Source organism: Streptomyces sp. MMBL 11-1 (assembly GCF_028622875.1).
Lineage (GTDB): Bacteria > Actinomycetota > Actinomycetes > Streptomycetales > Streptomycetaceae > Streptomyces.
Genome location: NZ_CP117709.1, coordinates 7,932,731 through 7,958,020, shown reverse-complemented (window position 1 = coordinate 7,958,020; position 25,290 = coordinate 7,932,731). Strand labels below are relative to the sequence as shown.

At 71.7% G+C, this 25,290-nt stretch carries 25 protein-coding genes; 10 read left to right on the top strand and 15 right to left on the bottom strand.

Annotation, left to right across the window (positions count from 1 at the left end; translation table 11 throughout):
• Window position 1 precedes the first annotated feature (1 nt).
• Entirely contained in the window at window positions 2–340 is a 339-nt protein-coding gene (gene ureB, locus PSQ21_RS35195) for an urease subunit beta (protein WP_274035527.1), read from the bottom strand.
• Window positions 337–639, bottom strand: a complete 303-nt coding sequence (locus tag PSQ21_RS35190; RefSeq protein WP_069753525.1) for an urease subunit gamma — start codon at window positions 637–639, stop codon at window positions 337–339. The genes ureB and PSQ21_RS35190 overlap by 4 nt, the downstream gene beginning before the upstream one ends.
• Before the next feature lie 380 nt (window positions 640–1,019).
• Here PSQ21_RS35190 and PSQ21_RS35185 point away from each other — a divergent pair, with 380 nt between their 5' ends.
• From PSQ21_RS35185 to PSQ21_RS35170, 4 genes are all read left to right on the top strand, one after another.
• Entirely contained in the window at window positions 1,020–2,210 is a 1,191-nt protein-coding gene (locus PSQ21_RS35185) for an NAD(P)/FAD-dependent oxidoreductase (RefSeq protein ID WP_274035525.1), read from the top strand.
• Window positions 2,211–2,260: 50 nt separating this feature from the next.
• On the top strand, window positions 2,261–3,199 hold the full coding sequence (locus PSQ21_RS35180; protein ID WP_274035523.1) for a sigma-70 family RNA polymerase sigma factor: 939 nt from the start codon (window positions 2,261–2,263) through the stop codon (window positions 3,197–3,199).
• Window positions 3,200–3,275: 76 nt separating this feature from the next.
• Entirely contained in the window at window positions 3,276–3,824 is a 549-nt protein-coding gene (locus PSQ21_RS35175) for a GNAT family N-acetyltransferase (RefSeq protein ID WP_274035521.1), read from the top strand.
• 195 nt (window positions 3,825–4,019) lie between these two features.
• Window positions 4,020–7,358, top strand: coding sequence for a S8 family peptidase (locus tag PSQ21_RS35170; protein ID WP_274035520.1), 3,339 nt, complete (start codon window positions 4,020–4,022; stop codon window positions 7,356–7,358).
• A 132-nt stretch (window positions 7,359–7,490) separates the two neighbouring features.
• Here the strand turns inward: PSQ21_RS35170 and PSQ21_RS35165 are convergent, their stop codons facing one another.
• From PSQ21_RS35165 to PSQ21_RS35150, 4 genes are all read right to left on the bottom strand, one after another.
• Complete coding sequence (locus PSQ21_RS35165) at window positions 7,491–8,075, bottom strand: hypothetical protein (protein ID WP_274035518.1); 585 nt, start codon at window positions 8,073–8,075, stop codon at window positions 7,491–7,493.
• On the bottom strand, window positions 8,072–9,595 hold the full coding sequence (locus tag PSQ21_RS35160; protein ID WP_274035517.1) for a sensor histidine kinase: 1,524 nt from the start codon (window positions 9,593–9,595) through the stop codon (window positions 8,072–8,074). Before PSQ21_RS35160 ends, PSQ21_RS35165 begins: the two co-directional genes overlap by 4 nt.
• Window positions 9,592–10,275, bottom strand: a complete 684-nt coding sequence (locus tag PSQ21_RS35155) for a response regulator transcription factor (RefSeq protein WP_274035515.1) — start codon at window positions 10,273–10,275, stop codon at window positions 9,592–9,594. Before PSQ21_RS35155 ends, PSQ21_RS35160 begins: the two co-directional genes overlap by 4 nt.
• Window positions 10,276–10,367: 92 nt before the next feature.
• The gene (locus tag PSQ21_RS35150) at window positions 10,368–10,994 is read right to left on the bottom strand and encodes a class I SAM-dependent methyltransferase (RefSeq protein WP_274035513.1); all 627 of its coding nucleotides are present in this window, start codon (window positions 10,992–10,994) and stop codon (window positions 10,368–10,370) included.
• 207 nt (window positions 10,995–11,201) lie between these two features.
• Between PSQ21_RS35150 and PSQ21_RS35145 the strand changes: the two genes are divergently transcribed.
• From PSQ21_RS35145 to PSQ21_RS35135, 3 genes are all read left to right on the top strand, one after another.
• Window positions 11,202–11,747 carry an MOSC domain-containing protein gene (locus PSQ21_RS35145; protein WP_274035512.1) on the top strand — a complete coding sequence of 182 codons (546 nt, stop codon included), beginning with the start codon at window positions 11,202–11,204 and terminating at the stop codon, window positions 11,745–11,747.
• Between the two features lie 944 nt (window positions 11,748–12,691).
• The gene (locus PSQ21_RS35140; RefSeq protein WP_274035511.1) at window positions 12,692–13,348 is read left to right on the top strand and encodes a DedA family protein; all 657 of its coding nucleotides are present in this window, start codon (window positions 12,692–12,694) and stop codon (window positions 13,346–13,348) included.
• Between the two features lie 147 nt (window positions 13,349–13,495).
• The gene (locus tag PSQ21_RS35135) at window positions 13,496–14,047 is read left to right on the top strand and encodes a tellurite resistance TerB family protein (protein WP_274035510.1); all 552 of its coding nucleotides are present in this window, start codon (window positions 13,496–13,498) and stop codon (window positions 14,045–14,047) included.
• A 77-nt stretch (window positions 14,048–14,124) separates the two neighbouring features.
• Here PSQ21_RS35135 and PSQ21_RS35130 read toward each other — a convergent pair whose 3' ends face one another.
• The 3 genes from PSQ21_RS35130 to PSQ21_RS35120 form a co-directional block, all read right to left on the bottom strand.
• Window positions 14,125–14,322 carry a ferredoxin gene (locus PSQ21_RS35130; RefSeq protein WP_274035509.1) on the bottom strand — a complete coding sequence of 66 codons (198 nt, stop codon included), beginning with the start codon at window positions 14,320–14,322 and terminating at the stop codon, window positions 14,125–14,127.
• Window positions 14,323–14,327: 5 nt separating this feature from the next.
• Window positions 14,328–15,578, bottom strand: coding sequence for a cytochrome P450 (locus tag PSQ21_RS35125; RefSeq protein ID WP_274035507.1), 1,251 nt, complete (start codon window positions 15,576–15,578; stop codon window positions 14,328–14,330).
• 343 nt (window positions 15,579–15,921) lie between these two features.
• Window positions 15,922–16,413 carry an FBP domain-containing protein gene (locus PSQ21_RS35120; RefSeq protein WP_274035506.1) on the bottom strand — a complete coding sequence of 164 codons (492 nt, stop codon included), beginning with the start codon at window positions 16,411–16,413 and terminating at the stop codon, window positions 15,922–15,924.
• 82 nt (window positions 16,414–16,495) lie between these two features.
• On the opposite strand from PSQ21_RS35120, the gene PSQ21_RS35115 reads away from it, so the two are divergent.
• Complete coding sequence (locus PSQ21_RS35115; protein ID WP_274035505.1) at window positions 16,496–17,068, top strand: TetR/AcrR family transcriptional regulator; 573 nt, start codon at window positions 16,496–16,498, stop codon at window positions 17,066–17,068.
• A 71-nt stretch (window positions 17,069–17,139) separates the two neighbouring features.
• A complete protein-coding gene (locus tag PSQ21_RS35110; RefSeq protein ID WP_274035504.1) occupies window positions 17,140–18,324 on the top strand; it encodes a GDSL-type esterase/lipase family protein in 1,185 nt (394 codons plus the stop codon).
• A 107-nt stretch (window positions 18,325–18,431) separates the two neighbouring features.
• Here the strand turns inward: PSQ21_RS35110 and PSQ21_RS35105 are convergent, their stop codons facing one another.
• Window positions 18,432–19,013: a snapalysin family zinc-dependent metalloprotease gene (locus PSQ21_RS35105; protein WP_274035503.1), complete on the bottom strand. Its 582-nt coding sequence runs from the start codon at window positions 19,011–19,013 to the stop codon at window positions 18,432–18,434.
• 288 nt (window positions 19,014–19,301) lie between these two features.
• Between PSQ21_RS35105 and PSQ21_RS35100 the strand changes: the two genes are divergently transcribed.
• On the top strand, window positions 19,302–20,237 hold the full coding sequence (locus PSQ21_RS35100) for an NAD-dependent protein deacetylase (protein ID WP_443334437.1): 936 nt from the start codon (window positions 19,302–19,304) through the stop codon (window positions 20,235–20,237).
• On the opposite strand, the gene PSQ21_RS35095 is transcribed toward PSQ21_RS35100, so the two are convergent.
• From PSQ21_RS35095 to PSQ21_RS35075, 5 genes are all read right to left on the bottom strand, one after another.
• A complete protein-coding gene (locus PSQ21_RS35095) occupies window positions 20,197–21,219 on the bottom strand; it encodes an ABC transporter substrate-binding protein (RefSeq protein ID WP_274035501.1) in 1,023 nt (340 codons plus the stop codon). The two genes, PSQ21_RS35100 and PSQ21_RS35095, sit on opposite strands and share 41 nt — an antisense overlap.
• 15 nt (window positions 21,220–21,234) lie before the next feature.
• Window positions 21,235–22,017, bottom strand: coding sequence for an ABC transporter ATP-binding protein (locus PSQ21_RS35090; RefSeq protein ID WP_274035500.1), 783 nt, complete (start codon window positions 22,015–22,017; stop codon window positions 21,235–21,237).
• Window positions 22,017–23,126, bottom strand: a complete 1,110-nt coding sequence (locus tag PSQ21_RS35085) for a FecCD family ABC transporter permease (RefSeq protein ID WP_274035499.1) — start codon at window positions 23,124–23,126, stop codon at window positions 22,017–22,019. The genes PSQ21_RS35090 and PSQ21_RS35085 overlap by 1 nt, the downstream gene beginning before the upstream one ends.
• Before the next feature lie 333 nt (window positions 23,127–23,459).
• Window positions 23,460–24,554, bottom strand: coding sequence for an endonuclease/exonuclease/phosphatase family protein (locus PSQ21_RS35080; protein ID WP_274035498.1), 1,095 nt, complete (start codon window positions 24,552–24,554; stop codon window positions 23,460–23,462).
• A 23-nt stretch (window positions 24,555–24,577) separates the two neighbouring features.
• Window positions 24,578–25,258: a M15 family metallopeptidase gene (locus PSQ21_RS35075; RefSeq protein ID WP_274035495.1), complete on the bottom strand. Its 681-nt coding sequence runs from the start codon at window positions 25,256–25,258 to the stop codon at window positions 24,578–24,580.
• Between the last annotated feature and the right edge of the window lie 32 nt (window positions 25,259–25,290).

The following is a 25,290-nucleotide window of genomic DNA, read 5'->3' as shown; positions in this document are numbered from 1 at the left end:
GTCACAGGTCCTCCGTTCGAGGCGTGGGTGTGGTGGCCGGTGTGCGGTTCCCGGGCAGCACGATGCCGGGCACGCGGCGGTGGCCGCGGAGTTCGACGAGGCCGACGTCGACGCCGACGCCCGGTTCGAAGCGCAGCGACGTGCCCGACGGAATATCGAGCCGAAATCCCCGGGCCGCGGCCCGGTCAAAAGAAAGCGCCGGATTCGCGTCGGGGAAATGCAAATGCGATCCGACCTGAATAGGCCGGTCACCGTCGTTCACCACGGTGACCGCCAATACCGCGCTTTCCGCGTTGATACGCAGCACTCCGGAGCCGGTCCGGATCTCGCCCGGGATCACGGGATCGGCGAGGTGATCGTGACGAGCTTGCGCCCGTCGGGGAAGGTCGCCTCGACCTGAACGTCGTGCAGCATCTCCGGGACGCCTTCCAGCACGTCAGCGCGGGTGAGCACCGCCCTCCCCGCCGTCATCAGCTCGCTGACCGGGGCACCCTCACGGGCCCGTTCCATCGCCCAGCACGCGAGCAGGGCGACGGTCTCCGGGTAGTTGAGGCGGACGCCGCGGGCGCGCCGGTCACGGGCGATCATTCCGGCAACACTCAGCAGCAATTTCTCCGTGTCGGACGGAGTCAGAAACATGGGAAACCTCCATGGCGGCCTCCCCGGAATTCCCGGCGGCGCCTGAACCACATGCCTCTTATAGCTCTTCTCTTCGCGGCGTGGCAAATTCCGGCGCACGGCAAAAAGTCCCTTTTTGTGGTTACGACCCACTACATACGGGCAAAGCGCACAAAAATCGGCCCGCCACTCCGGCACGGAGCGGGCTCGCCATACGCCGACCGGACTCCGCGACCACCTGGGCACGCTCCGCGCGGCGGCCCGCGGTCCGCCCGTCGGCGCGCTTCCGGAGCCCGTGAACCCTTCATCCATTCAGTGTGACCTGTGTCACATTCGACTTCTGTCAGCAAAGGGAGCGCTGTCCCGTTCAAGGGGTACACGAACGAGACAGGAGCCATGCCATGAAGCACCGCATCGTCGTCCTCGGCGCCGGCTACGCCGGGGCCTTCGCCGCCGGCAACCTGGCCCGTCGGCTCTCCCCCGCCGACACCGAGATCACCGTCGTCAACGCCGCACCCGACTTCGTCGAGCGGATGCGGCTCCACCAGCTCGCGAGCGGCCAGGAGCTCGCTTCCCGCAAGCTCGCCGACGTATTCGCGGGCACCGGGGTGCGGCTGCGTCTGGCGCGTGTCACCGGTATCGACCCCGAGCGCGGGACCGTCGCCGTGACCGGCGATGACGGCCCCGGTGAACTCGCCTACGACACCCTTCTCTACGCGCTCGGCAGCTCCGTCGCCCACCATGACGTCCCCGGCGCGGCCGAGTACGCCTTCGATGTGGCCGGCCGGTCCTCGGCGCTGCGCCTGCGGGAGCGTCTGGCCGCCCTGGATGAGGGAGGCACCGTCCTGGTCGTCGGCGAGGGACTGACCGGCATCGAGACCGCGACCGAACTCGCCGAGTCGCGCCCCGGACTCTCCGTCGCGCTCGCGGCCCGCGGTGAGCTGGGCGCCTGGCTCTCCCCGAAGGCGCGCCGTCACCTGCGCGGCGCCTTCGACCGGCTCGGCGTCACCGTGCACGAGCACACCGCCGTCGAAGCCGTCGAGGCGACACGGGTGATCGCCGCCGACGGCAGGTCCATCCACGCCGACGTGACCGTGTGGACGGCCGGGTTCGCCGTGCACCCCATGGCGGCGGCAGCCGGGCTGGAGGTCGCCGGGACCGGCCAGATCGTCGTCGACCGCACCATGCGTTCGGTCTCCCACCCGGACATCTACGCCGCGGGCGACAGCGCCTACGCGATCGGCGAGAACGGCCGGCCGCTGCCGATGTCCTGCGCCTCGGCCGGTCTCACCAACATGCAGGCGACCGCCGCGATCATCGCGCGCCTGACGGGCCGCGAGGTCCCGGCCACCGGGCTGAAGTACTTCGGCAACCACATCAGCCTCGGACGGCGGGACGCCATCTTCCAGATGGTGGACGGGGACGTCCGGTCGAAGGCCTGGTACCTGGGCGGCCGAACCGCCGCACGACTCAAGTCGGGTGTGCTCAAAGGGGCCGGGTGGGGCATCGCCCATCCGACCTTCGGCATCCCGAAGCGCAGGCACCGCCTGACGCCCGCGCCCGGCCGGACCGGTGCGCGGGTCACCGCCTGATGGCTGACGCGCCCGCCGGGAGGCGCGGGACAGCCCTTAGGCTGTTTCGCATGGACAGCGCAGCCGTCGACCGGTTCGAGGCCGACCGCAGCAGGCTCGCCTCCCTCGCGTACCGTCTGCTCGGCTCGGCGGCCGACGCCGAGGACGCCGTGCAGGACACGTTCCTGCGGTGGCAGGCCGCGGACCGCGAGCGGATCGAGGTACCGGAAGCGTGGCTGACCAAGGTCGCCACCAACCTCTGCCTCGACCGCCTCCGCTCGGCACAGGCGCGTCACGAGCGAACGGCCGGCGCGTGGCTGCCCGAACCGCTCCTCGACGGCGACCCGATGCTCGGCCCGGCCGACACCTTCGAGCAGCGTGAATCGGTGACCTTGGCCGTACTGACCCTCCTGGAGCACCTCTCGCCGACCGAGCGGGCCGTCTACGTCCTGCGTGAGGCGTTCTCGTACAGCCACGCCGAGATCGCCGCGATCCTCGACATCACCACATCGGCGAGCCAGCAGCATGCCCACCGGGCCCGTACCCGGGTCGCGGCCGAGCGCCGCCGCGGTGGCGCGGCCGACCCCGCCTCGGCGCGCCGGGTCGTCGAGGAGTTCCTCGCAGCCGCCACCTCGGGGCGCACCGATCGGCTGGTGGCGCTGCTCACCGAGGACGTGACGGCGGTCTCGGACGGCGCCGGCCTGGCCAGGCGGCTGCTGCGGTACCGGTCGCGCGAGCGGGTCGCCTCCTTCGTGCGGGCGGGATTCAAGGCCACGCCGGCGAAGCGGCGGCTGGCCGGCGGTTCACCGGCGCTGCATCTCGCGTGGGTCAACGGCGCCCCGGCCGTGGTCGCCGTGGTCGGGGGCCGGGTGGTGGGCGCCGTGGCGTTCGAGGTCCGCGACGGCAAGGTCGCGTCCCTGTATGGCATCGCCGCCGCGGAACGGCTCGCGCGGCTCGACGAGGCATGGCAGCACCACGAATCCGGCCCACCGGTCATCGACGCGTGGTGACCGGACAGCGGCGGATCGCGCCGAGGAGGAGACGGCGGGGGGCGGTCCTCCCGCGCCTTGCGATAGCTTGCCCTCCATGGCCGAACTCGACGGTGCCGTCTGGCCGCCCGTCCCGATCAGGACGCGACGGCTCGTGCTCCGTGGGTCCGAGGCGCGGGACCGTGCGGCGTTCATCGAGCTGTTCGCATCGCCGGAGGTGGGCGTCCACCTCGGTGGCCCCCGACCGCGCGACGCTCTCGAACGCTCCGTCCCCGAGGTGCCGGGGCGACGGCGGGGCTTCTTCGTGGTGGAGCTCGACGGAGCGATGATCGGCGCGGTCACTCTCGACCGTCGGCCCGGGGATCTCCCGGGCCACCTCCGTCCGGATGCCGGGGAGTTCGAACTCGGCTATCTGTTGCTGCCGGAAGCCTGGGGCTTCGGGTTCGCCTCCGAGGCATGCGCCGCCGCGCTCGGCTGGTTCGCCGCAGCGCTTCCCGGCGAGCCGGTGGTTCTCTGCACCCGGACCGCCAACAGCCCCTCGATGCGCCTCGCGCGGAAGCTGGGGTTCACCGAGGTGGCGCGGTTCGAGGAGTACGGCGCCGAGCAGTGGCTGGGCGTAACGAGTCCGGTCACGCCGTCCGACTGATCCGGGGCCGTGCGCCCCCGCCCCGATCCGGTGCCGTACGCCCTCGCGAGCAGACCGGATCAGGGTGCTCCGCTGTTACACAACGATCATTGAGTGCGTCCGAACGCCCTCGACATACTTCAGGAATCCGGGGCCGAACGCGCCCCGTGCGGCCGGGTCTTCGCCCGCCCGAACCACTCCTGAGCAGGGGCAATCTTGCGAAAAAGATCAACGAGGGCGTACGCGCTCGTCGCCGCGGCCTCGGTCGCCCTGACCGCCGGCATGACCGGTCCGGCGTCGGGGAAGACCGGTGGCCCGGACATGGCATCCCCGACCGCCAAGGCCTTAGTGCCGGCCGGCCGGACCGTCGACACCGTCACCCTGATCACCGGCGACCGGGTCCTCGTCGGCGCCAAGGGCCGGGTCGAGGGCATCCAGCGGGCCAAGGGCCGGGAGGACATCCCCTTCTTCACCGAGATCCACGACGGCCGCACCCATGTGGTGCCGCGTGACGCCCGGCAGCTGATCGCGGACGGCAGGCTGGACCGGCGGCTGTTCGACATCACCGCACTGGCCGAGCCGGAGAGTCTCAGGGCCCACCGGGCCGGGCTCAAGGTGATCGTCGGTTACCGGGGGGCGGCGGCCGGGTCCGCCCGTGCCGAGGTGCGGTCCGCGGACGGCACCACCGTCCGCCGGGCCCTGTCGGCCCTCGACGCCGATGCCGTCACCACTGCCGCGGCCACCGACAGCAAGGGCGCGCTGTGGGACGCCCTGACACGTCAGCGTAAGGACGGTTCGGCGGCCACCGCGTCCGGTATCGCGCGAATCTGGCTCGACGGCGTGCGCAAGGCCTCCCTCGACCGCAGCACCGGTCAGATCGGCGCCCCTGCGGCCTGGGCCCGGTCGTTCGACGGCACCGGAGTGAAGATCGCCGTCGTGGACACCGGCATCGACACCACCCATCCGGACCTGGCGGGCAGGGTGGCCGCGGAGCGGAACTTCAGCGGCTCCCCGGACGCCAAGGACCGTGACGGGCACGGCACGCACGTCGCCTCCACCGCGGCCGGCACGGGAGCGAAGGACGCCCGGTTCAAGGGCGTTGCCCCGGGGGCCCGGCTCATCAACGCCAAGGTGCTGGACGATCGGGGCGTCGGTGACGACTCCGGCGTCATCGCGGGGGTCGACTGGGCCGTCGCCCAGGGCGCCGACATCATCAACATGAGTCTGGGCGGCGTCGACACACCCGGAATCGACCCACTGGAAGCCCAGGTCAACAAGGTATCCGCGGAGAAGGGCGTCCTGTTCGCGATAGCCGCGGGCAACAGCGGGCCGGACCAGGGCACGGTCGGATCGCCGGGCAGCGCCGACGCGGCCCTGACCGTCGGCGCCGTCGACGACAACGACCTGATCGCCGACTTCTCCAGCGTCGGCCCCCGTACCGGCGACAAGGCCGTCAAGCCCGACATCACCGCGCCGGGCGTGTCGATCACGGCGGCCGCCGCCGCGGGCGTGCCGGGACAGGACCCGCCCGGATACCACAGCCTGAACGGCACGTCGATGGCGACTCCGCACGTCGCGGGGGCCGCGGCGATCCTCAAGCAGAAGAACCCCACCTGGACGGGCGACCGGATCAAGGCCGCTCTGACGGGCTCGGCCAAGGACGGCTCCCACTCGGTCTTCCAGCAGGGCGCGGGCCGGCTCACCGTCGACAAGGCGATCGACCAGACGGTCGTCGCCGAGCCGGTCTCCGTGAACCTGGGCACCCAGACCTGGCCCCACACCGACGACGCCCCCGTCACCAAGCAGGTGACGTACCGCAACAACGGCAGCAGCGACGTGACGCTGGACCTGTCGCTGTCCGCGCCGACCGGCGGGGACGGGCAGCCCGCACCGGCCGGCTTCTTCGCCCTCGGGGCGCAGCGGGTCACGGTCCCGGCGGGTGGCACCGCCGCCGTGGACCTGACCGCCGACACCCGCCTCGGCGGTACGGTCGACGGCTCCTACTCGGCCACCGTCGTGGCGTCCGGGGGCGGCCAGACCGTGCGGACGGCGGCCGCGGTGGATCGGGAGGTCGAGTCGTACGAGGTCACCTTCAAGGCCACCGGTCGGGACGGCGCGCCCAGCACCGGCTGGCAGGCGGACCTCAAGGGGTATCTCGGTCACGCCTCCCGCCTGCGGTTCTTCCCGGATCTGTCGTCCGGTTCGGCAACGGTCCGGCTGCCGCGCGGCACCTACAACCTGTCGGCCGACATGCTGGTCGACCCCGCGGCTCCGGGCAAGGGAGCCGATCTGATCAACAACCCCCAGTTCTCGGTGACCGGCCCGACCACGGTCGACCTCGACGCCCGGACCACCCGGCCGGTGACGTTCAAGGTGCCGGACGCGACGGCCACTCCGACGCGCGCGGGGATGATGTACGCCCTGGACACGCCCGAGGCGGGCATCAGACTGTGGAGCGACTTCACCAGTTTCGACAACGTCCGTACCGCGCATCAGGGTCCCCGGGCGTCCGCTGGCTCCCTCTACCAGCAGTGGTCCGCCCACTGGAAGCAGGGGGGCACCGAGTACAACGCGCTCGCCGGCAGCCTGGTCCCGGAGCTGGCCACCGGCTACAGCAAGACGTACACGACCAGGAACATGGCCCTGGTGAAGGTGCGGATCGGGGCGTCGGTGCCCGGCCTCGACAGCGTCGTCCAGGCATACGGCGAACTGGCCAACGGGGGTATCGAACCGGCCTTCACCGTGCACCCCCTGACGGGGACCCGGAAGGTGTACCTGTCCACGGACGACGACGCCGTCTGGAACATCTCGGCGGGTGTCCTGGGAGACAAGGACCCGGCGGGCGGCCGACAGATCGAAGCGGCCTACTTCTGGGACACGGCCCGGAGGTTCGAGCCGGGGACGACGCACACCGACACCTTCCACGCCGGCGTGATGGGGCCGCAGATCAAGGCCGGTGAAGGGCTCGTGCGCGACGGCGACAACCTCTACGGTTCGCTGGCGCTCCTCAGCGACGGGCAGGGCCATTCCGGGTTCGCCCGGTACGCCGGTGCGACCACCACGATCCACCGCGACGGCGTGCTGTACGCGAAGGAGGACGCTGCCATAAGCGAGCGGTTCTTCGCGCTGCCCGAGGAGTCCGCCACGTACAAGGTGGCGACCACGGTCAACCGGAACCCGGCGGTCTACCGCGCCGGGAACCGGATCGACGCCTCGTGGACCTTCACCTCCGCACGCACCGCGGCTCCGACGACGCTGCCGGTCTCCACGGTCCGTTTCCAGCCGCGGCTCGCGCTGGACTCCACCGTCCCGGCGGGCTCCCAGCAGACGTTCCCCGTCGTGGTGCAGGGCGCGGCGGCCGGAGCCGGTCTGAAGGCGCTGCGGGTGATGGTGTCGTACGACAACGAGAAGTGGCTGCCCGCCAAGGTCACCGCGGGCACGATCACCGTGAGCGCCCCGGCGAAGGGCAAGGCGATCTCGTTGAAGGCCGTCGTCACCGACACGAACGGCAACGAGTCGACGGTCACGATCCACAACGCCTTCTTCGGCAGGTGAGACGCCACCGGGCGGAACGCCGCCCGGGGTGATGCCAGGCGAAGCGGCCCGTCGGAACGGAGGTTCCGGCGGGCCGCTGTCGTACCGTCGGCGTGGTGGCGGGGCCGTCGGCCGTTCCCGCCCCACGCTCGCTCAGCGTGCCGGGACCGGGACCGGGCGGAGGGAGCAGTCGGCCGGGGCGAGGGCACCGTCCTGCCCGGCCAGGGTGACGGGCAGGGCCCCCTGGGCGTGCGCGGCGAAGGCGGCCGTGCAGACGAGTTGGTCGCGGGCGGGGGCGGACAGCCGCCTCACCCGCAGGTTCAGCCTGACCTCGACGGTGGAAGCGCCCGTCACGACCCGGTCCACGGCGGACGCCGCACGGGGCAGTGAGCGGGTGTTGCGGAGCCCGGCCCGCCGCTCGGCCTTGTTCGGCCCGTCGAGCAGGGCGGTGACGGCCGTCAGGGGCGACAGGGCCTCGCTCGCCTCCTCGCTCTCCGAGGGCGAACTCCCGGAGCCGTCCTGCCAGGGGACTTCGACGATCCGTGGCACGGGCAGCAGTTCGTCGTCGGGGGAGAAGAAGAACAACAGCATCCGTGAATCCCGCGGGGGCAGCAGGTCGCCGACCGGTGGTCTCCCGGCCCCGACCACGCCCGTCTCCTGGATACCGCAGCCGGAGAGGGGCGCCCCGGCGAGCAGCAGCGTGGCGAGCGCGACCCCGCGGCGCGTCCGCTTCCTCACGCGGTGGCCTCCCCGCGTCCGGGACCCGTCCCCGGCCCTTCGCCGTGTGCGGGCGGCGGATCGTCCGGCGCGTCGGGCCTCGACGCGGGCCCGTCGAAGGGCAGTTCCACCGTGAACAGCGCGCCGCCGCCGGGCGCGCTCGAAGCGCGGATCGTGCCGCCGTGGAGGACCACGTTCTCCTGGGTGATCGCGAGGCCGAGGCCGCTGCCCGATGAGCGGGAACGCGCGGCGTCCGCCTTGTAGAACCGGTCGAAGATGTGCGGCAGTGCGTCGGGGGCGATCCCGGGGCCGCTGTCCCGCACCTCGGTGATCAGCGCACCCGCGCGGGACGACAGCCGTACGGTGACCGGTTCGGCGCCGTGGTGCAGGGCGTTGTCGACGAGGTTGGCCACGATGACGTCGAAGCGGCGAGGGTCGAGGCGGATACGGATGCCCTCGGCCAGCTCCGCACGGACCCGGTCCTGCCACTGCCTGCCGGACAGGGTTCTGCGTATGGCCTCCGCCGCGTCCACCTCGTCGGTGTTGAGTCCGGCCGCGCGGGCGTCGAAGCGGGATATCTCCATCAGGTCCTCCACCAGCACGGCCAGTTTGCCGGTCTCAAGGCTGATCAGGCGCACCGCACGGGCGGTGTCCGGGTCGAGCGTCCCGGCGTCCTCGTCCAGGACTTCCGTGACGGCGAGCATTCCCGCGAGGGGGGTGCGCAGTTCGTGCGAGACGTCCGAGGCGAAACGCCGGGCCCGCGCCCCGGCGTCCCGGAGTTCCTGTACGGAGTGTTCGAGGCGGGCCGCCGAGCTGTTGAACGTCCGGGCGAGGTCGGCCATCTCGTCCCTGCCGCGTACGGTGATCCGCGCGTCGAGCCGCCCCCCGCCCATGGAGTGCGCGGCACGCCGCAGTTCCCGGACGGGGCGCAGCACGCTGCGCGCGGCGAACAGGGCGGGCACCAGGGCCACCACCAGTCCCGGCAGGGCACCGTCGCGGGCAGCGGTCACCAGGGCGTCGATGTCCGCCTCCTCGTTCGCCATGGGCATCACGGCGTAGAGGACGAGGCCGCTGGGCACCGCGCGGCCGCCCGCGACGACCCGCGTCAGCACCGGCATCCCGATCGTCAGATACGCCTTCTCGTCCTTGACGACCCGCTGGAAGCTGCCGTGCGGCGAGGTCCGCGCGGCGCGGCGCAGCTCCCCGGTCAGCACACCGGAGGCGGGCCGGTCGCCCGAGGAGACGCGCACCGAGCCGTACTCGGCGAACACGATCCATGGATGGGGTTTGGAGCGCGCCGCGATGTCGTACAGGTCCCACCGGACCGATTCCAGGTCCAGGGGCAGGCGGGGGACGAACCGCTCGACCTCCTCGCGGAAGGAGGCGACGGCCGTGTCCTGTGCGCGTTCGAGGACCGCGCTGCGAGCTTCCCGGTAGGTCAGCGCGGCGGTGGTGACCGCGCTGACCGCGGCCACCAGGAGGAACGCGAGCACCAGCCGGGTACGCACGCCGAACGCGGCGGCCGCTCCGGGTATCTTCACAGCGGGCCGAAGCGGTAGCCGAATCCCCGCAGGGTCTGGATGTACCGAGGGCTGTCGGACAGGTCTTCGATCTTGATGCGGAGTCGGCGCACGCAGGCGTCCACCAGGCGCACGTCGCTGTGGTAGCTGTGATCCCAGACTTCTTCCAGGAGCCGCTGCCGGCTGAAGACCTTTCCCGGCGCCGCGGACAGGAACAGCAACAGCTTCAGCTCGGAAGGTGCGAGGGCGACCGGCTCGCCCGCCTTGAGGACGGTGTGACCGGCCCGGTCGATGTCCAGGTCGCCGTGGTATTCGACGGCGGGCCGGGCGCCGGCCGGGGCTTCGAAGCGGCGCAGCACGGCGCGGATGCGGGCCTCGATGACCTCGGTGCGGGCGGGCTTGACGACGTAGTCGTCCGCACCGGCCTCCAGCCCGACGACGATGTCCACGTCATCACCGCGCGCGGTGAGCATGATGATCGGCAACTGGCTGTTCGCGCGTACGCGGCGGCACACCTCGACGCCGTCCATCACGGGCAGCATCAGATCGAGCAGCAGGAGGTCGGGGCGGAACGCGTCCAGCGCCTCCAGGCCGGCCTCGCCGGTCGCGGTGGCGAGGACCTCGTGCCCGCGCCGGCGCAGCCCCATCTCGACGCCGTCGCGTACAGACGGATCATCTTCGACAAGGACGACGCGTGGCATGCCGGTATCTCCAGGTCCTGGGACAGGAAGGATCGCGAGAGGGGGGTTCGGCGGGCGAGTGGCGGGAACGGGCTGCCGGACGGGCCGCGGGTTCAGGTGGCGGGGCGGGTGTGCACGCTGACCGCGTAGCCGCCGCCCTCGTCGTACGGGTCGCCGTTCCAGGTCGCGTAGCGCTGCCGCAGGGCCAGTCCGGCCCGGGCGCACCAGTGGTCGAACTCGGTGATGGTCACCGGTGCTTCGTCGAGCGGCAGGTGTGCGGCGTCCAGTCCCATGCCGGTGACCAGCAGACCGCCGGGGCGCAGTGCGGCGGCAAGGTTCCCGACGACGGTCGCCCCGGTGCCGGGGGCCAGCAGGGGGATGACGTTTCCGGCGGCGAGCACCAGGTCGAAGTCCGGGTCCAGGCCGAGGGCGTCCAGCCGGGCCAGGTCACCGAGGCGCCAGTCCTGCGCGGGCGCCTCGCGGCGTGCGACGGCGAGCATCGAGGAGTCGACGTCCACGCCGGTGCAGTGGTGGCCCAGTTCGGCCAGCCGGATCGCGATCCGGCCGGTGCCGCAGCCCGCGTCGAGCACCCGGCCGGCCGGTTTCAGCAACGCGGCGCAGAAGGAGGCCTCGCCGTGGATGTCGTGGCCCGACTCGGCGAGCCGCGCGAACCGCTGGGCGTATTCCTCCCCAGCCTGTCCACCGGTCAGTTCCGCCCAACGGTCGCGTTGCCCAGTCATGTGCAGATTGCCTTCCGGTCAGCCCCCAGCGGGAGCATAAACGAAACTGTCACACGGAGTCCGGTCCGGGTGGCTCCGGGCCGCCCCGAGCGGTCGCTGCGGGCCTCGGGGCGTCTCGCGGTGCTGTTCACGTCCGGGCTCCCCCGCCGAGCCCTAGGACACCTCCGTAGGATCGGCGCCCACGGACGACGACGCACGGAGGACACGATGGGCGGCCGGGTCACCGCGGTGAGCCGCAACGAGCGGTACGCGTTCAGCAAACCCACCCACCCGTTCATCACCCTGCTCGCCGGGCTCGGCGTGGAGGGTGACGTGCATGCGGGAAAGACAATTCGCCACCAGTTCCGCATGACGTACGAACCGGACCTGCCCAACCTGCGCCAGGTCCACCTGATGCACGAGGAACTCTTCGAGGAGCTCGCACTCAAGGGCTTCGACGTGTCGGCGGGCCGGCTCGGCGAGAACATCACGACCGCGGGAGTCGATCTTCTCGGCCTTCCCACCGGGACCCTGCTGCGCCTCGGCGAGGAAGCGGTGCTGGAGGTGACCGGGCTGCGCAATCCGTGCGCGAAGATCAACGACTTCCGCCACGGGCTGCTGGGCGAGATGTTCGCCCTGGACCCCGTGTCAGGCGAGTTCACCTTCAAGTCGGGCATCATGGCCGTGGTCCGTACCGGTGGGACGGTCCGCGCCGGCGACACCGTCGGGATCGAGCTGCCGCCTCTCCCTCACCAGGCCCTGGAACGCGTCTAGACAGCCGTTCCGGGGGGCGAGCGGCCTCTGCGGCACGACGGCGGCCCCGCCGCCCGGCCGGTGCCCGGTGGACGCGACAACTGCCGCGGCGCGTGAGCCGTACGGCGAAATGAGGCTCGGGTTCGCCTCGGTTCAGGCTGTTAGAGTGCACTCCTGCGGCGGCAATTCGCCGAGCGGCTTTGACACTTCGACCTACGAGCCGAATCGACCGGACAGGGAGCGTAGGAATGCGCAGCAGGGAGATGCTGGCCTTCTGCGCCGGAATCGCCGTGCTGCTGATGATTTCCGCGTTCGCTCTCGGCGCCTCGGCTCAGACCTCGCAGGCCTTCGAGACGGCAGCTCATTCTCACGCCGTGTCCGTATTCGACGGATCCGGGCCGAGCGCTCCGCTGGAGGACCTCGATGGTGACGTCACGCTCCAGCACCGCCACAAGGCGGGAAGCACGACGTCCTCGCCGCCCCCCGCGCAGGCGGGCGTTCCCTCGTCATCGCCGGATCTTCACGACTGCGCGACGGATGCCACCCGGCGGCATGCTCCGCACTCCGGCTCGCGAAGCCCTGCCCGTGTCCCGATCCTTCGCTGTTGAGCAGTCCGTCCGATCACCCTGCCGCGGTCCGCCGGACCCCGCACCCCTGACGCGGTCAGCATCCCTGCCGCAGTCAGCGGCTCGGCACTCGACTCGGTGAACTGCTCCCCACCCGACCCGTTCGGTGAGCGGTCCCCCGCGCTCAGGCCCTGATCCCTCCCGCTCGCGGATAACGCGCCCTCACGTCGCCATCCGCACGTCACGCGGATTTCCTCCGCGACGCGATCGCGATGGCCCCTCGGATTCCCCTCCCGGTATCCGATCAAAGCCTGTGGGGTTTCTGGCCCCAAAAGATGTGACGCCGATGTGGTCAGCACCCTGACCTCGGCCCCGACTCAGTCCTGGAGCAGAACACACATGCAGTATTTCCCTCTCGCCTCGGAGCCGGCGGGCGGCATCGCAGGATGGGCGACCGGCCTGGTCGAAACCATGGGCGGCCCCGGGGCCGGACTGGCGATCGCCCTGGAAAACCTCTTCCCGCCGTTGCCGAGCGAAGTCATTCTGCCGCTGACGGGTTTTGCCGCGGGGCAGGGAGTGCTCAGCCTGTTCTCCGCCCTGTTCTGGACGACGCTGGGGTCGGTGGTGGGCGCTGTCGCCCTTTACCAGATCGGCGCTCTCTTCGGCCGGGACCGTATGTACGCCCTGTGGGAGCGGCTTCCGCTGGTGAAGGTGTCCGACCTGAAGAAGACCGAACAATGGTTCGTCAAGCACGGCATGAAAGCCATCTTCTTCGGCCGGATGATTCCGATCTTTCGCAGCCTGATCAGCGTCCCGGCCGGCGTCGAGCGGATGCCACTGCCGATCTTCGTCCTGCTCACCGCTCTGGGCAGCTTCATCTGGAACTTCATCCTCATCATGGCCGGGTATCTGCTGGGTGACCAGTGGGACCTCGTGGAGCGTTACGTCGGGGTGCTCTCGAAGGTCGTTCTGGTGCTGGTGGTCGTAGCGCTGGCCGTGGCGGTCGGTCGCAGGCTGCGTTCCCGTCGAGGTGATCGGCAGAAGGACCACGCGTGATCGGTTCGACGAGCCTTTCGGAGCAGCCGGCTTCGGGAGGCTCACCGGTCACCGGGCGTGGGCCGCCGACGGGCGGTCCGCGAAGAATGGTTGCAGGAGGCCGCGCGCGTTGCGCGGCCCATCGATCCGATCGACAAGGTGGCACGCATGGCCATGTGGGACCGCATCAAGGATCAGGCCAAGGGGCTGCAGCAGCAGTCGCAGGGTACGAGGGGCCCCGCCGGCCAGCGACCGGCGGGTACCGGAGCCGCGGGCGGCTCGAAGGAGAAGCTGGTGGGGCTGCTCAAGTCGCAGCTCGGCTCCCTGAAGACGGAGCTCAAGAGCGGGGCGTACCGGGACGCCAGTATGGCGATGTGCGCTCTGGTCGCGGCCGCCGACGGGTCTGTCGACCCCGCCGAGCGGCACCACGTGGAGACGCTGATCCTGCAGAACGACGTCCTGCAGAACTTCCCTCCCGAGCAGTTGCGGCAGAGGTTCAACAAGCATGTCGATCAGATGATGTTCAACTTCCAGCAGGGCAAGACCGAGGCCATGCAGGAGATCGCCAAGGCCGCGAAGAAGCCCGTGGAGGCCAAGGCGGTCGTCCAGACCGGCTTCGTGATCGCCGGCGCTGACGGGTACATCGCCCCGGCCGAGGCGCAGGTGCTGCGGGAAGCGTGCATGGCGCTCGGGGTGTCGCCGCAGGAGTTCGGCCTCTGAGCCGGCCGGTGCTCTTCTCGTAGCGGGCGGGTGCCCGGCGGGCGTGATGGTACGTCCTCCCGCCGGGCACCCGCTTGTCAGTCGTCGGTCAGGGACACCGCCCCGACCGGGCAGGCCCGTACGGCCTCCCGTACCAGCGGGTGGTCCCCCGGCCCCGCCGGGCGGCCGGGAAGCATCTCGCTGAACCCGTCCTCGTCCTGCGTGAACACGTCCGGCGCGGTCAGCGCGCACATGCCGGCCCCCACGCAGCGTTCCTTGTCGACCTGGACGCCCATGCCGCTCACCAGGCCACGGGCAGTTCCAGCAGACCCTGGATCGTGTCCCCGGGTTTGTGCTGGATCTCGTGCGCGGGCACGGCGAGCCTGAGTGCCGGCAGCCGCTCGAAGAGCGTGCGCAGGGCGATGTCGAGCTCGGTGCGGGCCAGATTCTGGCCCAGGCACTGGTGGACGCCGAAGCCGAAGGCGAGATGGTGGCGGGCGGACCGGTCCCAGTCGAGCGTCTCCGGATGCTCGAACACCGCGCTGTCGCGGTTGATGAGCGAGGTCGAGAAGATCACGCCCTCGCCCTCGCGGATCGTCGTCCCGGCCACCTCGATGTCCTCGGTCGCCAGCCGCTGAATACCGTCGGCGATGGACAGGAACCGCAACAGCTCCTCGACCACCGTGGCCGTCGTCGTCTTTCCGGACCGCAGTGCCTCCAGTTGCCCCGGGTGCCTCAGCAGTGTGAACGTACCGAGCGAGATCATGTTCGCCGTCGTCTCGTGCCCCGCGACGAGCAGGATCACGGCGAACGAGACGAGGTCCTCTCGGTCGACGGGCCCCTGGGGGTGGTCCCGGTGGATCAGCTCGTCCAGGAGCCCCTCCCCCGGCTCCACCCGCTTGCGGTCGATCAGGGCGCCCAGATAGTCCTCCAGCTCGATCCGGGCCCGGTCCACATCGGCCGCGCCCGGACCCTGCAGGAGCCGCCGCGAACAGCCCTCGAAGAACTCGTGGTCGGCGTACGGAACACCGAGGAGCGCGCAGATCACCATCGACGGCACCGGCAACGCGAAATCGGCGACCAGTTCGGACGGCGGCCCCTGCCGCTCCATCGCGTCCAGCAGTCGGTCCACCGTCTCCTGGATGCGGGGGCGCAGCGCGGCGATCCGCTTCACGGAGAAGCTCGGGATGAGCATCCTGCGCTGGACGTTGTGCTCGGGGTCGTCGACGCCGACCAGAGCCACACGCCGCCGCTGCACGTTCGCGAACCGCTCGGCCGGAACGGGAAACGCGGGGTGGGTGCGGTCGGTGGACAGCCGCGGATCCGCCAGCAGCCGGCGGGCCAGGGCGTGGCCGGTGACCGCCCAGACCGGGCGTCCGTCGAAGAGGGTGACCCGGCTCAGGGGCCGGTCCGCGCGCAGCGGCTCGTACCCGGTGGGCGGGTGGTAGGGGCACTCGCGGTCCTGCGGGAACGGTGTCGCGGAGGTCGGTGCGGTGGAAGGGCCGGTGAGAGCGGGGTCCTGGCGGGCCGGTTCCGTCGTGGATTCCGTCATGGGAGCGGTCGCCTCGCAGTGCTCGGTGATCGGTGCGGAGCGGGTCGCTCCGCACCTCCCCCAATTGGATGCCCCAGGCACCTATCGGGTCGACGCCCGGACCGGCCACATCGCGGGACCGCGGATCTGGCCGATGTCGTTCGCACATGGTCGAACGGTTTCGCGTCCGCTCAGGTCCAGCGGGTGCGGTGGAGCGGCGTCGGAGCGGACATCGCCCCCGCCACGGCCGGAACCGTTCACCTCGGCGTCCGGAACCATGCCGTCGAACCGCGCCGCCCACGGCCGGCGGAGGCGCGCCCGCGTCTCCCGTGCCGCGCGGCGGCGCCCCCGCGGACCCGTCGGGTCACGCCGTCACCTTGGCGATGAACGCCACGAGGTTCGCCACCGTTCGCTCGATCTGTTCCTCCAGGGTGAGCGACTCCCGGAGCCGCGCCCCGACACCCGCGTCCTTCTTCCCGCGTACGTAGAGCGAGCAGGCGAGGTCGCTGCACATGTAGGCGCCGACCGAGTTGCCCTGCTGGCCCGCTTTCCCGGACTTGGGGGCGACCAGGAGGGAGACGCCTCCGGTGTGGACGGTCACACAGATCGAACACATGCTGCGGCGGGTCTGCCAGGACCCGGCGTCCGACGAGCGCAGTTGGAGGCCGACGGGGCCGTCGCCCGGGTCGAGCACCAGGTAGGCCCGGTCGGGGGCCTGAGGGTCGCGCCAGCCCAGGAAGTCCAGGTCGTCCCAGGGCCGGTCGGCGAGGTCGCGGGGGACGGACAGGCGCTTGGCCTCGCCCTTGGTGCAGTTCACGAAGGAGGTACGGATCTCTTGCTCGGTCAGGGACTTCATGCGGCTCACGCTAATTTGCCTAATCTCATTAGGCAAACGTATATTTGATTAGGTAACCGTAGGTAAGCGTTCGGAGGGTCGCATGGCACGAGCAGGACCGGCCGCGGAGCGCGTCGTACGGGCGGGGGCCGAGCTGGCGGACGAGATCGGCTTCGAGCAGGTGACCCCGTCGGAGCTCGCCCGGAAGCTGGGCATCAGGACCGCGAGCCTGTATTCACACGTCAAGAACGCCCACGACCTCAGGACGAAGATCGCCCTGCTGGCCCTGGAGGAACTCGCCGACCAAGCGTCGGCGGCGCTCGCGGGGCGGGCGGGCCGGGACGCGCTCGGCGCCTTCGCCAACGCCTACCGCGACTACGCCCTCCAGCATCCGGGACGCTTCGCCGCGGCCGGGTTCCGGCTCGACTCGGAAACGGCGGCCATGAGCGCCGGCGTCCGGCACTCCCGGATGATGCGGGCGATCCTGCGCGGCTACGACCTGACCGAACTCCAGCAGACACACGCGGTGCGGCTCCTGGGCAGCGTCTTCCATGGCTACGTGGGGCTGGAGACGGCCGGCGGCTTCCGCCACAGCTCCCCCGACTCCCAGGAGAGCTGGACGGAGATCCTCGACGCGCTCGACTCCCTGCTGCGCAACTGGCCCGCCCCTTCCTGACCTGCCCGCCGCCCCTCAACGCACGAACCTGACCTGCCCGCCGCCCCTCGACGAACGAAGAGGCCGAGAACATGACCACCCGGCACGTCTGGACGACGACCCCCATCAGCACCGACATCCTGCGGGGCGCGCTCGACCTGGAACGGACCGAGCGCGGCGTGCTGCCGCACCGGCTGCCCGCGACGGCACGACGGCAGATTCCCGACGACCAGCTGGCCATGGCCGAATCGCAGCCCTCCGGGGTCCGGCTGGCGTTCCGCACCCGGGCCACCGTCGTCGAGCTGGACGTGGTGGCCACCAAGCGCGTCTACCCCGGAGCGCCGCCGCGCCCCGACGGCGTGTACGAGCTCCTCGTGGACGGCCGCCCCGCGGCCCGGGCCAGTGCCCCCGACGGCGACACGATCACCATCGATCTGGCCTCGATGGCCTCGCGGACCCGGCCCGGCCCCGTGGAAACGCTCCGGTTCACCGGTCTGCCGGACGACGAGAAGGACGTCGAGATCTGGCTTCCGCACGACGAGACCGCCCAGCTGGTCGCCCTGCGCACCGACGCGCCGGTCCGGAGCCCCGCGCCGACCGGCCGGCCGGTCTGGCTGCACCACGGCAGTTCCATCAGCCACGGATCCAACGCCGCCACCCCGACCGGCACCTGGCCCGCCCTGGCCGCGAACCTCGGCGAGGCCGAGCTGATCAACCTGGGATTCAGCGGCAGCGCCCTGCTCGACCCCTTCACCGCCCGCGCCATGCGCGACACTCCCGCCGACCTGATCAGCGTCAAGCTCGGCATCAACCTCGTCAACGCCGACCTGATGCGGCTGCGCGCGTTCGGCCCGGCCGTCCACGGCTTCCTCGACACGATCCGCGAAGGCCACCCCACCGCACCGCTGCTGGTGGTCTCGCCGATCTGCTGTCCCATCCACGAGACAACTCCGGGCCCCAGCGCCCCGGACACCAGCGCGATGAGCGAGGGGCGGCTGCGGTTCGTGGCCATCGGCGACCCCGCGGAGAGCACCGCCGGGAAGCTGACCCTCACCATCATCCGGGACGAGCTGGCCCGGATCGTCGCGCAGCGCGCCGCCGCCGACCCTCATCTGCACTACCTCGACGGCCTCGACCTCTACGGCGAGAGCGACCACGCCGAACTCCCGCTCCCCGACGACCTGCACCCGGATCCCGCCGCCCACCGGCGCATCGCCGAACGCTTCGCCCGCCTCGCGTTCGGCCACGGCGGACCGTTCGCCCCGCAGGACCGGTGAATCCCCCGTTCCCGGGTTCCGGCGGCGGGTGCCGGAACCCGGGAACGGGGGTGACCGGGCGCCGGTTCAGGACGGGGCCGACACCTCGCGTGTCCTCGTACGACCGGTTACGAGGCGTCCACCAGGACACGCCCGTCAGCAGGCACGCGCGCGGCGAGGCCGCCCGCGTAGGCGTACTCGACGCGGTACTGCTCGGCCGCGTTCGGCAGGGCGTTCTTGCAGCTGATTCCCGCGCTGGATCCCGACATCAGCTGGGAGCAGGGCCCTGGCTTGGTGTCCGGCAGCCCCAGGCTGTGGCCGAGTTCGTGAGCGGCGATACGGGTCTTGTCGTGGCCCTGGGCGACCGCCTGGCTGCCCAGCTCCACCCTGGCCAGGCCGCCGGGCCGGACCGGGCCGAGGGTGGCCTGCGGCCAGCCGCTGGTGGCCACGATCTGTATCTCGGCACGCGTGCCGGGTGCGGCCTCGACCAGCTTGACGTTGTCGACGTTGGAGTTCCACGAGGCGACCCCTGCCGCGATCGCCGCCTCCCAGCCGCCGGCCCGGCTGTCGTCGTACCGGAGCGTCACCACCGCCGACGCGCCCTGCGCCGTCACCGGGTCCGGCGCGGGGGCGGCCTGCGCCGCCGTACCCGTGGCCAGGGTGATCGCCGCGGCGACACCGACTGCTCTGAGCCATCTGGAATCCAGCATGGTCGTCCCTTCACTCATGGGGGGCTCGGCTCCGCGCGGAGCCGAGGGAGTGGGAGGATCGCCACCGCGAACCGTGGGGACACCAAGGCCGGTCGCCGATCCTCCCGGGGCCGCAGAACCTATGCCGCGAACGCACCTTGATCATGCACCTGTCACAAAGTAAGGCCGGAAACGCACCCTGCCGGGATCTTCGGCCCGGGACGCTTCGTCCTATCGGGTCGGCCCCGGCGACCCGGTCGCCGGGCGTCGTCGCCATCGGGGGATGTTCCGTACGCTGAGGGCATGCGCATGCGACCCACCCTGAGCTGGACCTCCGCCGAGGAGCCACTGCCGGGCACGACGGACCTGGAGCCGGTCGTCGAGGCGCTGCGCGGTGGCGGTGTTCTGGTCCTGAGCGGTGCGGGCATCTCCACGGAGTCGGGCATCCCCGACTACCGGGGCGAGGGCGGGAGCCTGAGCCGCCACACCCCGATGACCTACCAGGACTTCACCGCCGACGCCGGAGCCCGTCGCCGGTACTGGGCACGCAGCCATCTCGGCTGGCGCACGTTCGGCCGCGCCCGGCCCAACGCCGGGCACCGGGCCGTGGCCGCGTTCGGGCGGCGGGGACTGCTCTCGGGTGTGATCACCCAGAACGTCGACGGCCTGCACCAGGCCGCCGGCAGCGAAGGCGTGGTGGACCTTCACGGTCGCCTGGACCGGGTCGTCTGCCTGTCCTGCGGTGCCTCCAGCCCGCGCCCCGAGCTGGCGCGCCGGCTGGAGGAGGCCAACGAGGGCTTCGCGCCGGTGGCCGCCTCGATGAATCCGGACGGCGACGCGGATCTCACGGACGAGCAGGTCGGGGACTTCCGCGTGGTGCCGTGCGCGGTCTGCGGCGGCGTCCTCAAACCGGACGTGGTGTTCTTCGGCGAGGCCGTGCCCCCGGGGCGGGTCGAACACTGCCGCGACATGGTCCGGGGGGCGAGCGCCCTGCTGGTGCTGGGCTCCTCGCTGACGGTGATGTCCGGGCTCCGGTTCGTCCGCCAGGCCGCCCAGGCGGGAGTGCCGGTGCTGATCGTCAACCGGGACCCGACCCGGGGCGACCGGCACGCCCTGGCCCGTATCGCCCTCCCGCTGGGCGAGGCCCTCACCACCGCGGCCGGCCGGCTGGGCGTTCCCGTCGACGACGACCGGACGGCAGGACCTAGCGGGCGAACTTCCTCAGCTCCTCCGCCAGCGAGCTGACGGCCGCGGGGTTGCGCGGGCTCTCGACCAGGTCCACGTAGTCGAGTACGACGATCCGGTCGTTGAGAATCGCGGATACGCCGGCGAGCGGCTTGTAGGACTTCAGGAACCTGCGCTTCTCCTCCGCTCCGGTGGCGCCGTAGTCGTTGATGACGATGACCTCGGGGTCACGGTCGACCACGGTCTCCCAGCCCACCGTCGTCCAGCTGTCCTTGAGGTCCTTCATGATGTGGTCGCCGCCGGCCTTGGTGATGATGTCGTGCGGTCCGGCGTACGCGCCCGAGGTCAGCGGCTTGTCCTTCCCGTCGTCGTACAGGAAGACGCGGAGGCGGTCGTCGCCCTTGGCCGCCTTCGCCCGCGCGGCGGCGACCTCCTCGCGGAACGACGTGATGAGGGTGTCCGCCCGGTCCTCGACGTCGAAGATCTTTCCGAGGTTCCGCAGGTCGGTGTAGAGCGCTTCGAGAGGGGGCATGACTCCGCGGGCCTTGCCCTGCCCGTTCCGGCACGACTCGCTGAGCAGGTACGAGTCGATGCCCACGCGCTCCAGTTCGGCGGGGGTGAAACCCTCACCCTCGTTGAATCCGTAGTTCCAGCCGGCGAAGACCAGGTCGGCGCGGGCGTCGAGGACCAGTTCCTTGTTGATCCGCTCCTTGGAGAGCCACTTGGTCTTCCGGTAGCCGTCCTTCCAGGGGACGGACGTCATGTCGCCCTTGTCGTCGGGCATCACGTACCCGGCCATGTGGTCCTCGAGCCCGAGGGCGAACATGATCTCGGTGATACCGGTGTCGTTGGTGACGACGCGTCGCGGGGCCTTGTCGTACGTCTTCTTCTCCCCGCAGTTCTCGACGGTGACCGGGTAGTGGCGGTCGGCCCCGGACGCGTTGTCCCTCCCTTCCGCCCGCGAGGTGATGTCCGCTCCGCAGCCGGTGAGGGCCAGGGCGGCCGCGAGGACGAGGGCGGCGGGACGCAGGGGGTCGCGCATGGTGTCGGGGCTCCTTCAGGAAGTGGGGCGAACAGGAGGGAGGTCGAAGAGCAGTTGCAGCGCGCCGGTCTCCGGATGCGCGACGCGGTGCGCCCGCACGCCGAAGACGTCGGCCAGCAGCTCGGTGGTCAGGACCGCGTGCGGGGCCCCGGAGGCGACGATCCGGCCCCTGTCGATGACGTGGACCAGATCGCAGTGCAGGGCCGCCAGATTCAGGTCGTGCAGGGCGGTGAGCACGGTCAGGCCGCTGTCGCGGACCAGGGCGAGGACTTCCAGCTGGTGGGCGATGTCCAGGTGGTTGGTGGGCTCGTCGAGTACCAGGACCCGGGGCCGCTGGGCCAGGGCGCGGGCGATCAGGACGCGCTGCCGCTCGCCGCCGGAGAGGGTGAGGAAGCCCCGTTCGGCCAGGTGTCCCGCGCCGACCCCCTCCAGCGCCTCGGCACAGAGGCGCCGGTCCTCGTCGGACGCCCGGGCCACCGGCCCCTGGTGCGGCAGCCGCCCCATGGCGACGATCTCGGCGACGGTGAAGTCGAACGCGGCGACCGCGTCCTGCGGAAGGGCGGCCAGCCGTCGGGCGCCTTCCCGGGCGCTCAGGGTGTGGAGGTCCTCACCGCCGATCCTGACGACGCCGGCCGAAGGGCGCAGGGCCCGGTAGACACAGCGCAACAGGGTCGACTTGCCGCTGCCGTTGGGACCGACCAGGCCGACGAGCTGCCCGTCGGCCGCGCCCAGGGTGACCTGGTCCACCAGCCGCGCACCGGCGATCTCGACGGTGAGCGCGTCGACGTCGATCCGCATCAGATGCCTCCGAAGGAGTAGGCGCGCCGGCGCATGAGAAGGATGAAGCAGGGAACGCCGATGACCGCGGTGAGGACGCCCACCGGCAGCTCGGCCGGCGCCAGCACCACGCGCGAGAGGATGTCCACCCAGATCAGCAGGACGGCTCCCGCCAGGGGCGCGACGGCCAGGAGCCGGCGGTGGTCCGCGCCGACCAGCATCCGCGCGGCGTGCGGGACCATCAGGCCGACGAAGCCGATCGCCCCGCTCACCGCGACGACCGCCCCGGTGACGGCCGCGGAGACGAGGAAGAGCTCCTTGCGCAGTCTTCCGGGATCGACCCCGAGTGCGGCGGCGGTCTCGTCCCCCAGGGCGAGGGCGTTCAGGCGCCGTGCCGACCAGCCGAGGTGCGCGAGGCCGGCGAGCACCGCACCGGCGGCGATCGGCACGGCCGTCCAGTTGGCCCCGCCGAGGCTGCCCAGCAGCCACATCATCGCGGAGCGGGCCGCTTCCCCGCGCTCGGCCGCGAACACCATGAACGTGGTGACGGCCGAGAAGCCGTAGTACATCGCGGTTCCCGTCAGGACGAGCCGGAGCGGGGTCAGTCCGCGTTCGGTGCGGGCGACCGCGTACACGAGCAGCATGGCGAGGAGTGCGGAGAGGAACGCCGCCGTGGACAGGGCCCAGACGCCCAGCGCTCCCAGGGCCCCGAAGATGAGTACGGCGTTGGCGCCGACCGCCGCGCCCGAGGAGATGCCGAGCACGAACGGGTCGGCGAGCGCGTTGCGCACCATGGCCTGGACGGCGACACCGATGGCGGACAGGCCGGCCCCGACGACGGCGGCCAGCACGGCTCGTGGCAGACGCAGCTCCCAGACGATGGTGTAGGCCGGGACCTCGTCGGGGCCGATGGCCCCGCCGGTGAGCCCTGCCCACAGGTAGCGCGTCACCTCCGCCCAGGAGAGCCCGGACGCCCCGAGCGCCGCCCCGCAGACGAGCGAGAGGGGCAGGGCCAGAGCCAGGCCGGCCACGAGGAGCGGCAGGGGCGTGCGCCGGGGTGGCGCCGGTCCGGTGCCGACGTGCGCGGGGCGCGGCGGCTTGGAGGGTATGCGGTCGACAGACGTGGCCACAGGCCGGTCGCTTTCGCCTCGGGCCGTGCGTCGCGCGATGAGGAGCGGCCCCGGACGGCGGCCGCCCCGCGCAGCGCCCGTTCGCAGTCCACGGCGAATCGTCAGGAGCCTTCTCCGCCGCGGGTGATCGGGCTCACGGAACCCCCGGGGGGTCCGTCTACCGTTGCGGGTCAGCGCCGGATTTCGACCGGACTTCCCCCGTGGCGCAACGCAGCCTAGCGCGTTCGTCCGCCCTCCTTCGGAGGAGGGTGAGCAACAGCACGACACGGAGGCCCCGTTGGCCCCGCGAGGCGGCGGGAGGGCTCCGGACGCGTCCGGAGCCCTCCGCGGTGTTCACCAGCTGATGCGGGCCGCCACCGGGAGGTGGTCGCTGCCGGTCGCGGGCAGGACCCACGAGCTCTCCGGCTCCACGCCCCGGACCAGGATCTGGTCGATCCGCACCACCGGGAAGCCGGCGGGCCAGCTGAAGCCGAAGCCGTCGCCGGCCGCCTCCTGCGCCGATCGCATCCGCGCGGTGATGCCCGCGTACGCGCGGTCGTCCAGGGTGCCGTTCAGATCGCCGAGCAGCACCACCCGCTCGTTCCGCTCGGCGGCGACGGCCCGGCCGAGCGACTGCGCGCCGGCGTCGCGTTGGCCCGACGAGAGGCCCGCCCGGGGATTCACCCGTACGGATCCGAGGTGCGCCACGTACACCGCCAGGGGCCCGCGGTCGGTGGCCACCGTGGTGCGCAGCCCCCGGTTGTACTCCAGCTTGACGTCGGCGGGCTTCGCGTCCCCCAGCGGACCCGCGTCCATCTCGACGTCGACGGGGCGGGTGTCCGACAGCGGCAGCCTGCTCCACACGCCGACCGTGCCCAGGACCGTGTGGTGGGGGTACGCCCTCGCCAGCTCCTTCTCGTACGTCCTCCGGGCCGCCGGGTCCAGCTCTTCCAGCGCCAGTACGTCCGCGCCGGAGGCGGCCAGGGCGCGGGCGGTGCCCGCCGCGTCGGGGTTGTCGGCGCCGACGTTGTGGCTGACCACGGTGAGGTCGCCGCCCGGGTGGGACTTGTCGGTGAGCAGCCCGCCGAAGAGGTTCAGCCACACGGCGGCCGGCAGCAGCAGCGCGACGACCGCGAGGACGGAGCGGCGCAGCAGCGCCCCGGCCAGCAGCACCGGGATGAACAGGCCGAACCACGGGAGGAAGGTCTCCACCAGGCTGCCGAGGTTCCCGACCCGGTTCGGGATGCTCGCGTGCAGCATCAGGACCAGGCCGAGCAGCAGCGCCGCCGCCGCGAGTACCCGGCCGCGCCTCCAGAGACCTGTCCTCACACCCTTGTCCCGGGGGCCGGTGTCCCCGGGGCCCTCGTCCCGGGGACGGGCGTCGCCCTGGCCAAGACCGCGCGTGTCCGGGTCGCCCTGCGCGGTTCCGGCCGTGTCCACCTGTGTCATCGTCCGTCCTCGTTCGCTGCCGGTCACTGTCGCATCCTCGGGTCCTGGGTGGGGTCGGCGTACATGCGCGGACAACCCCGGTCGATCGCTTCCGTTCGCAGCTCGTAGTGCCAGGGCTCGTTCCGGTAGGTCTGGCACAGTCCGTGGGCGGCGCCGTGTTCGGACAGCCACTCCGTCGCGTCGGCCGGCCCGATGTCGACCGCGTCCCCCGACACGTGCGGCGACGTCTGCGCGGTGGCCACCCACCGGGCGGCCTCGGCCTCCGACCCGTACCGCGCGACCGCCTCGCGGAGCAGCTCATTCTGATACGCCGGGGATCGCCAGCCGCTGTTGACGGCGAACTCGACGCCGTCCCGCGCCGCCTCCCGTGCCGCCCGGCGGAGAGCCGCGAGCAGATCCGCGTCGAGACGGGCGACGGCCGGAATCCCGTCGTCGAGCACCGTCACACCGTCGGGGACGACGCCGTCGGCCTCTCCCAGCGCTCCACGGTGCTCACGGTGAAGAGGAGGCAGGGGTGCCGGGGCCGAGGAGGGGGCGGCGGACGGGGAGCGGGCCGAGGCCGAGGGCGACGGGGACTGTGAGGGGGTCAGCAGGGCGTGGCCGAGGGCCGTGGCGATCGCCGCCACGACGGCTACCGCGCCGACGACGAGGAGCCGGCCCGTCCGGCGGGGTGGTGTTCGCAAGGACGGCGGTGGTCGAGTCATACCGCCAGTCAAGGCAGCGCGGTGTTGCCGGG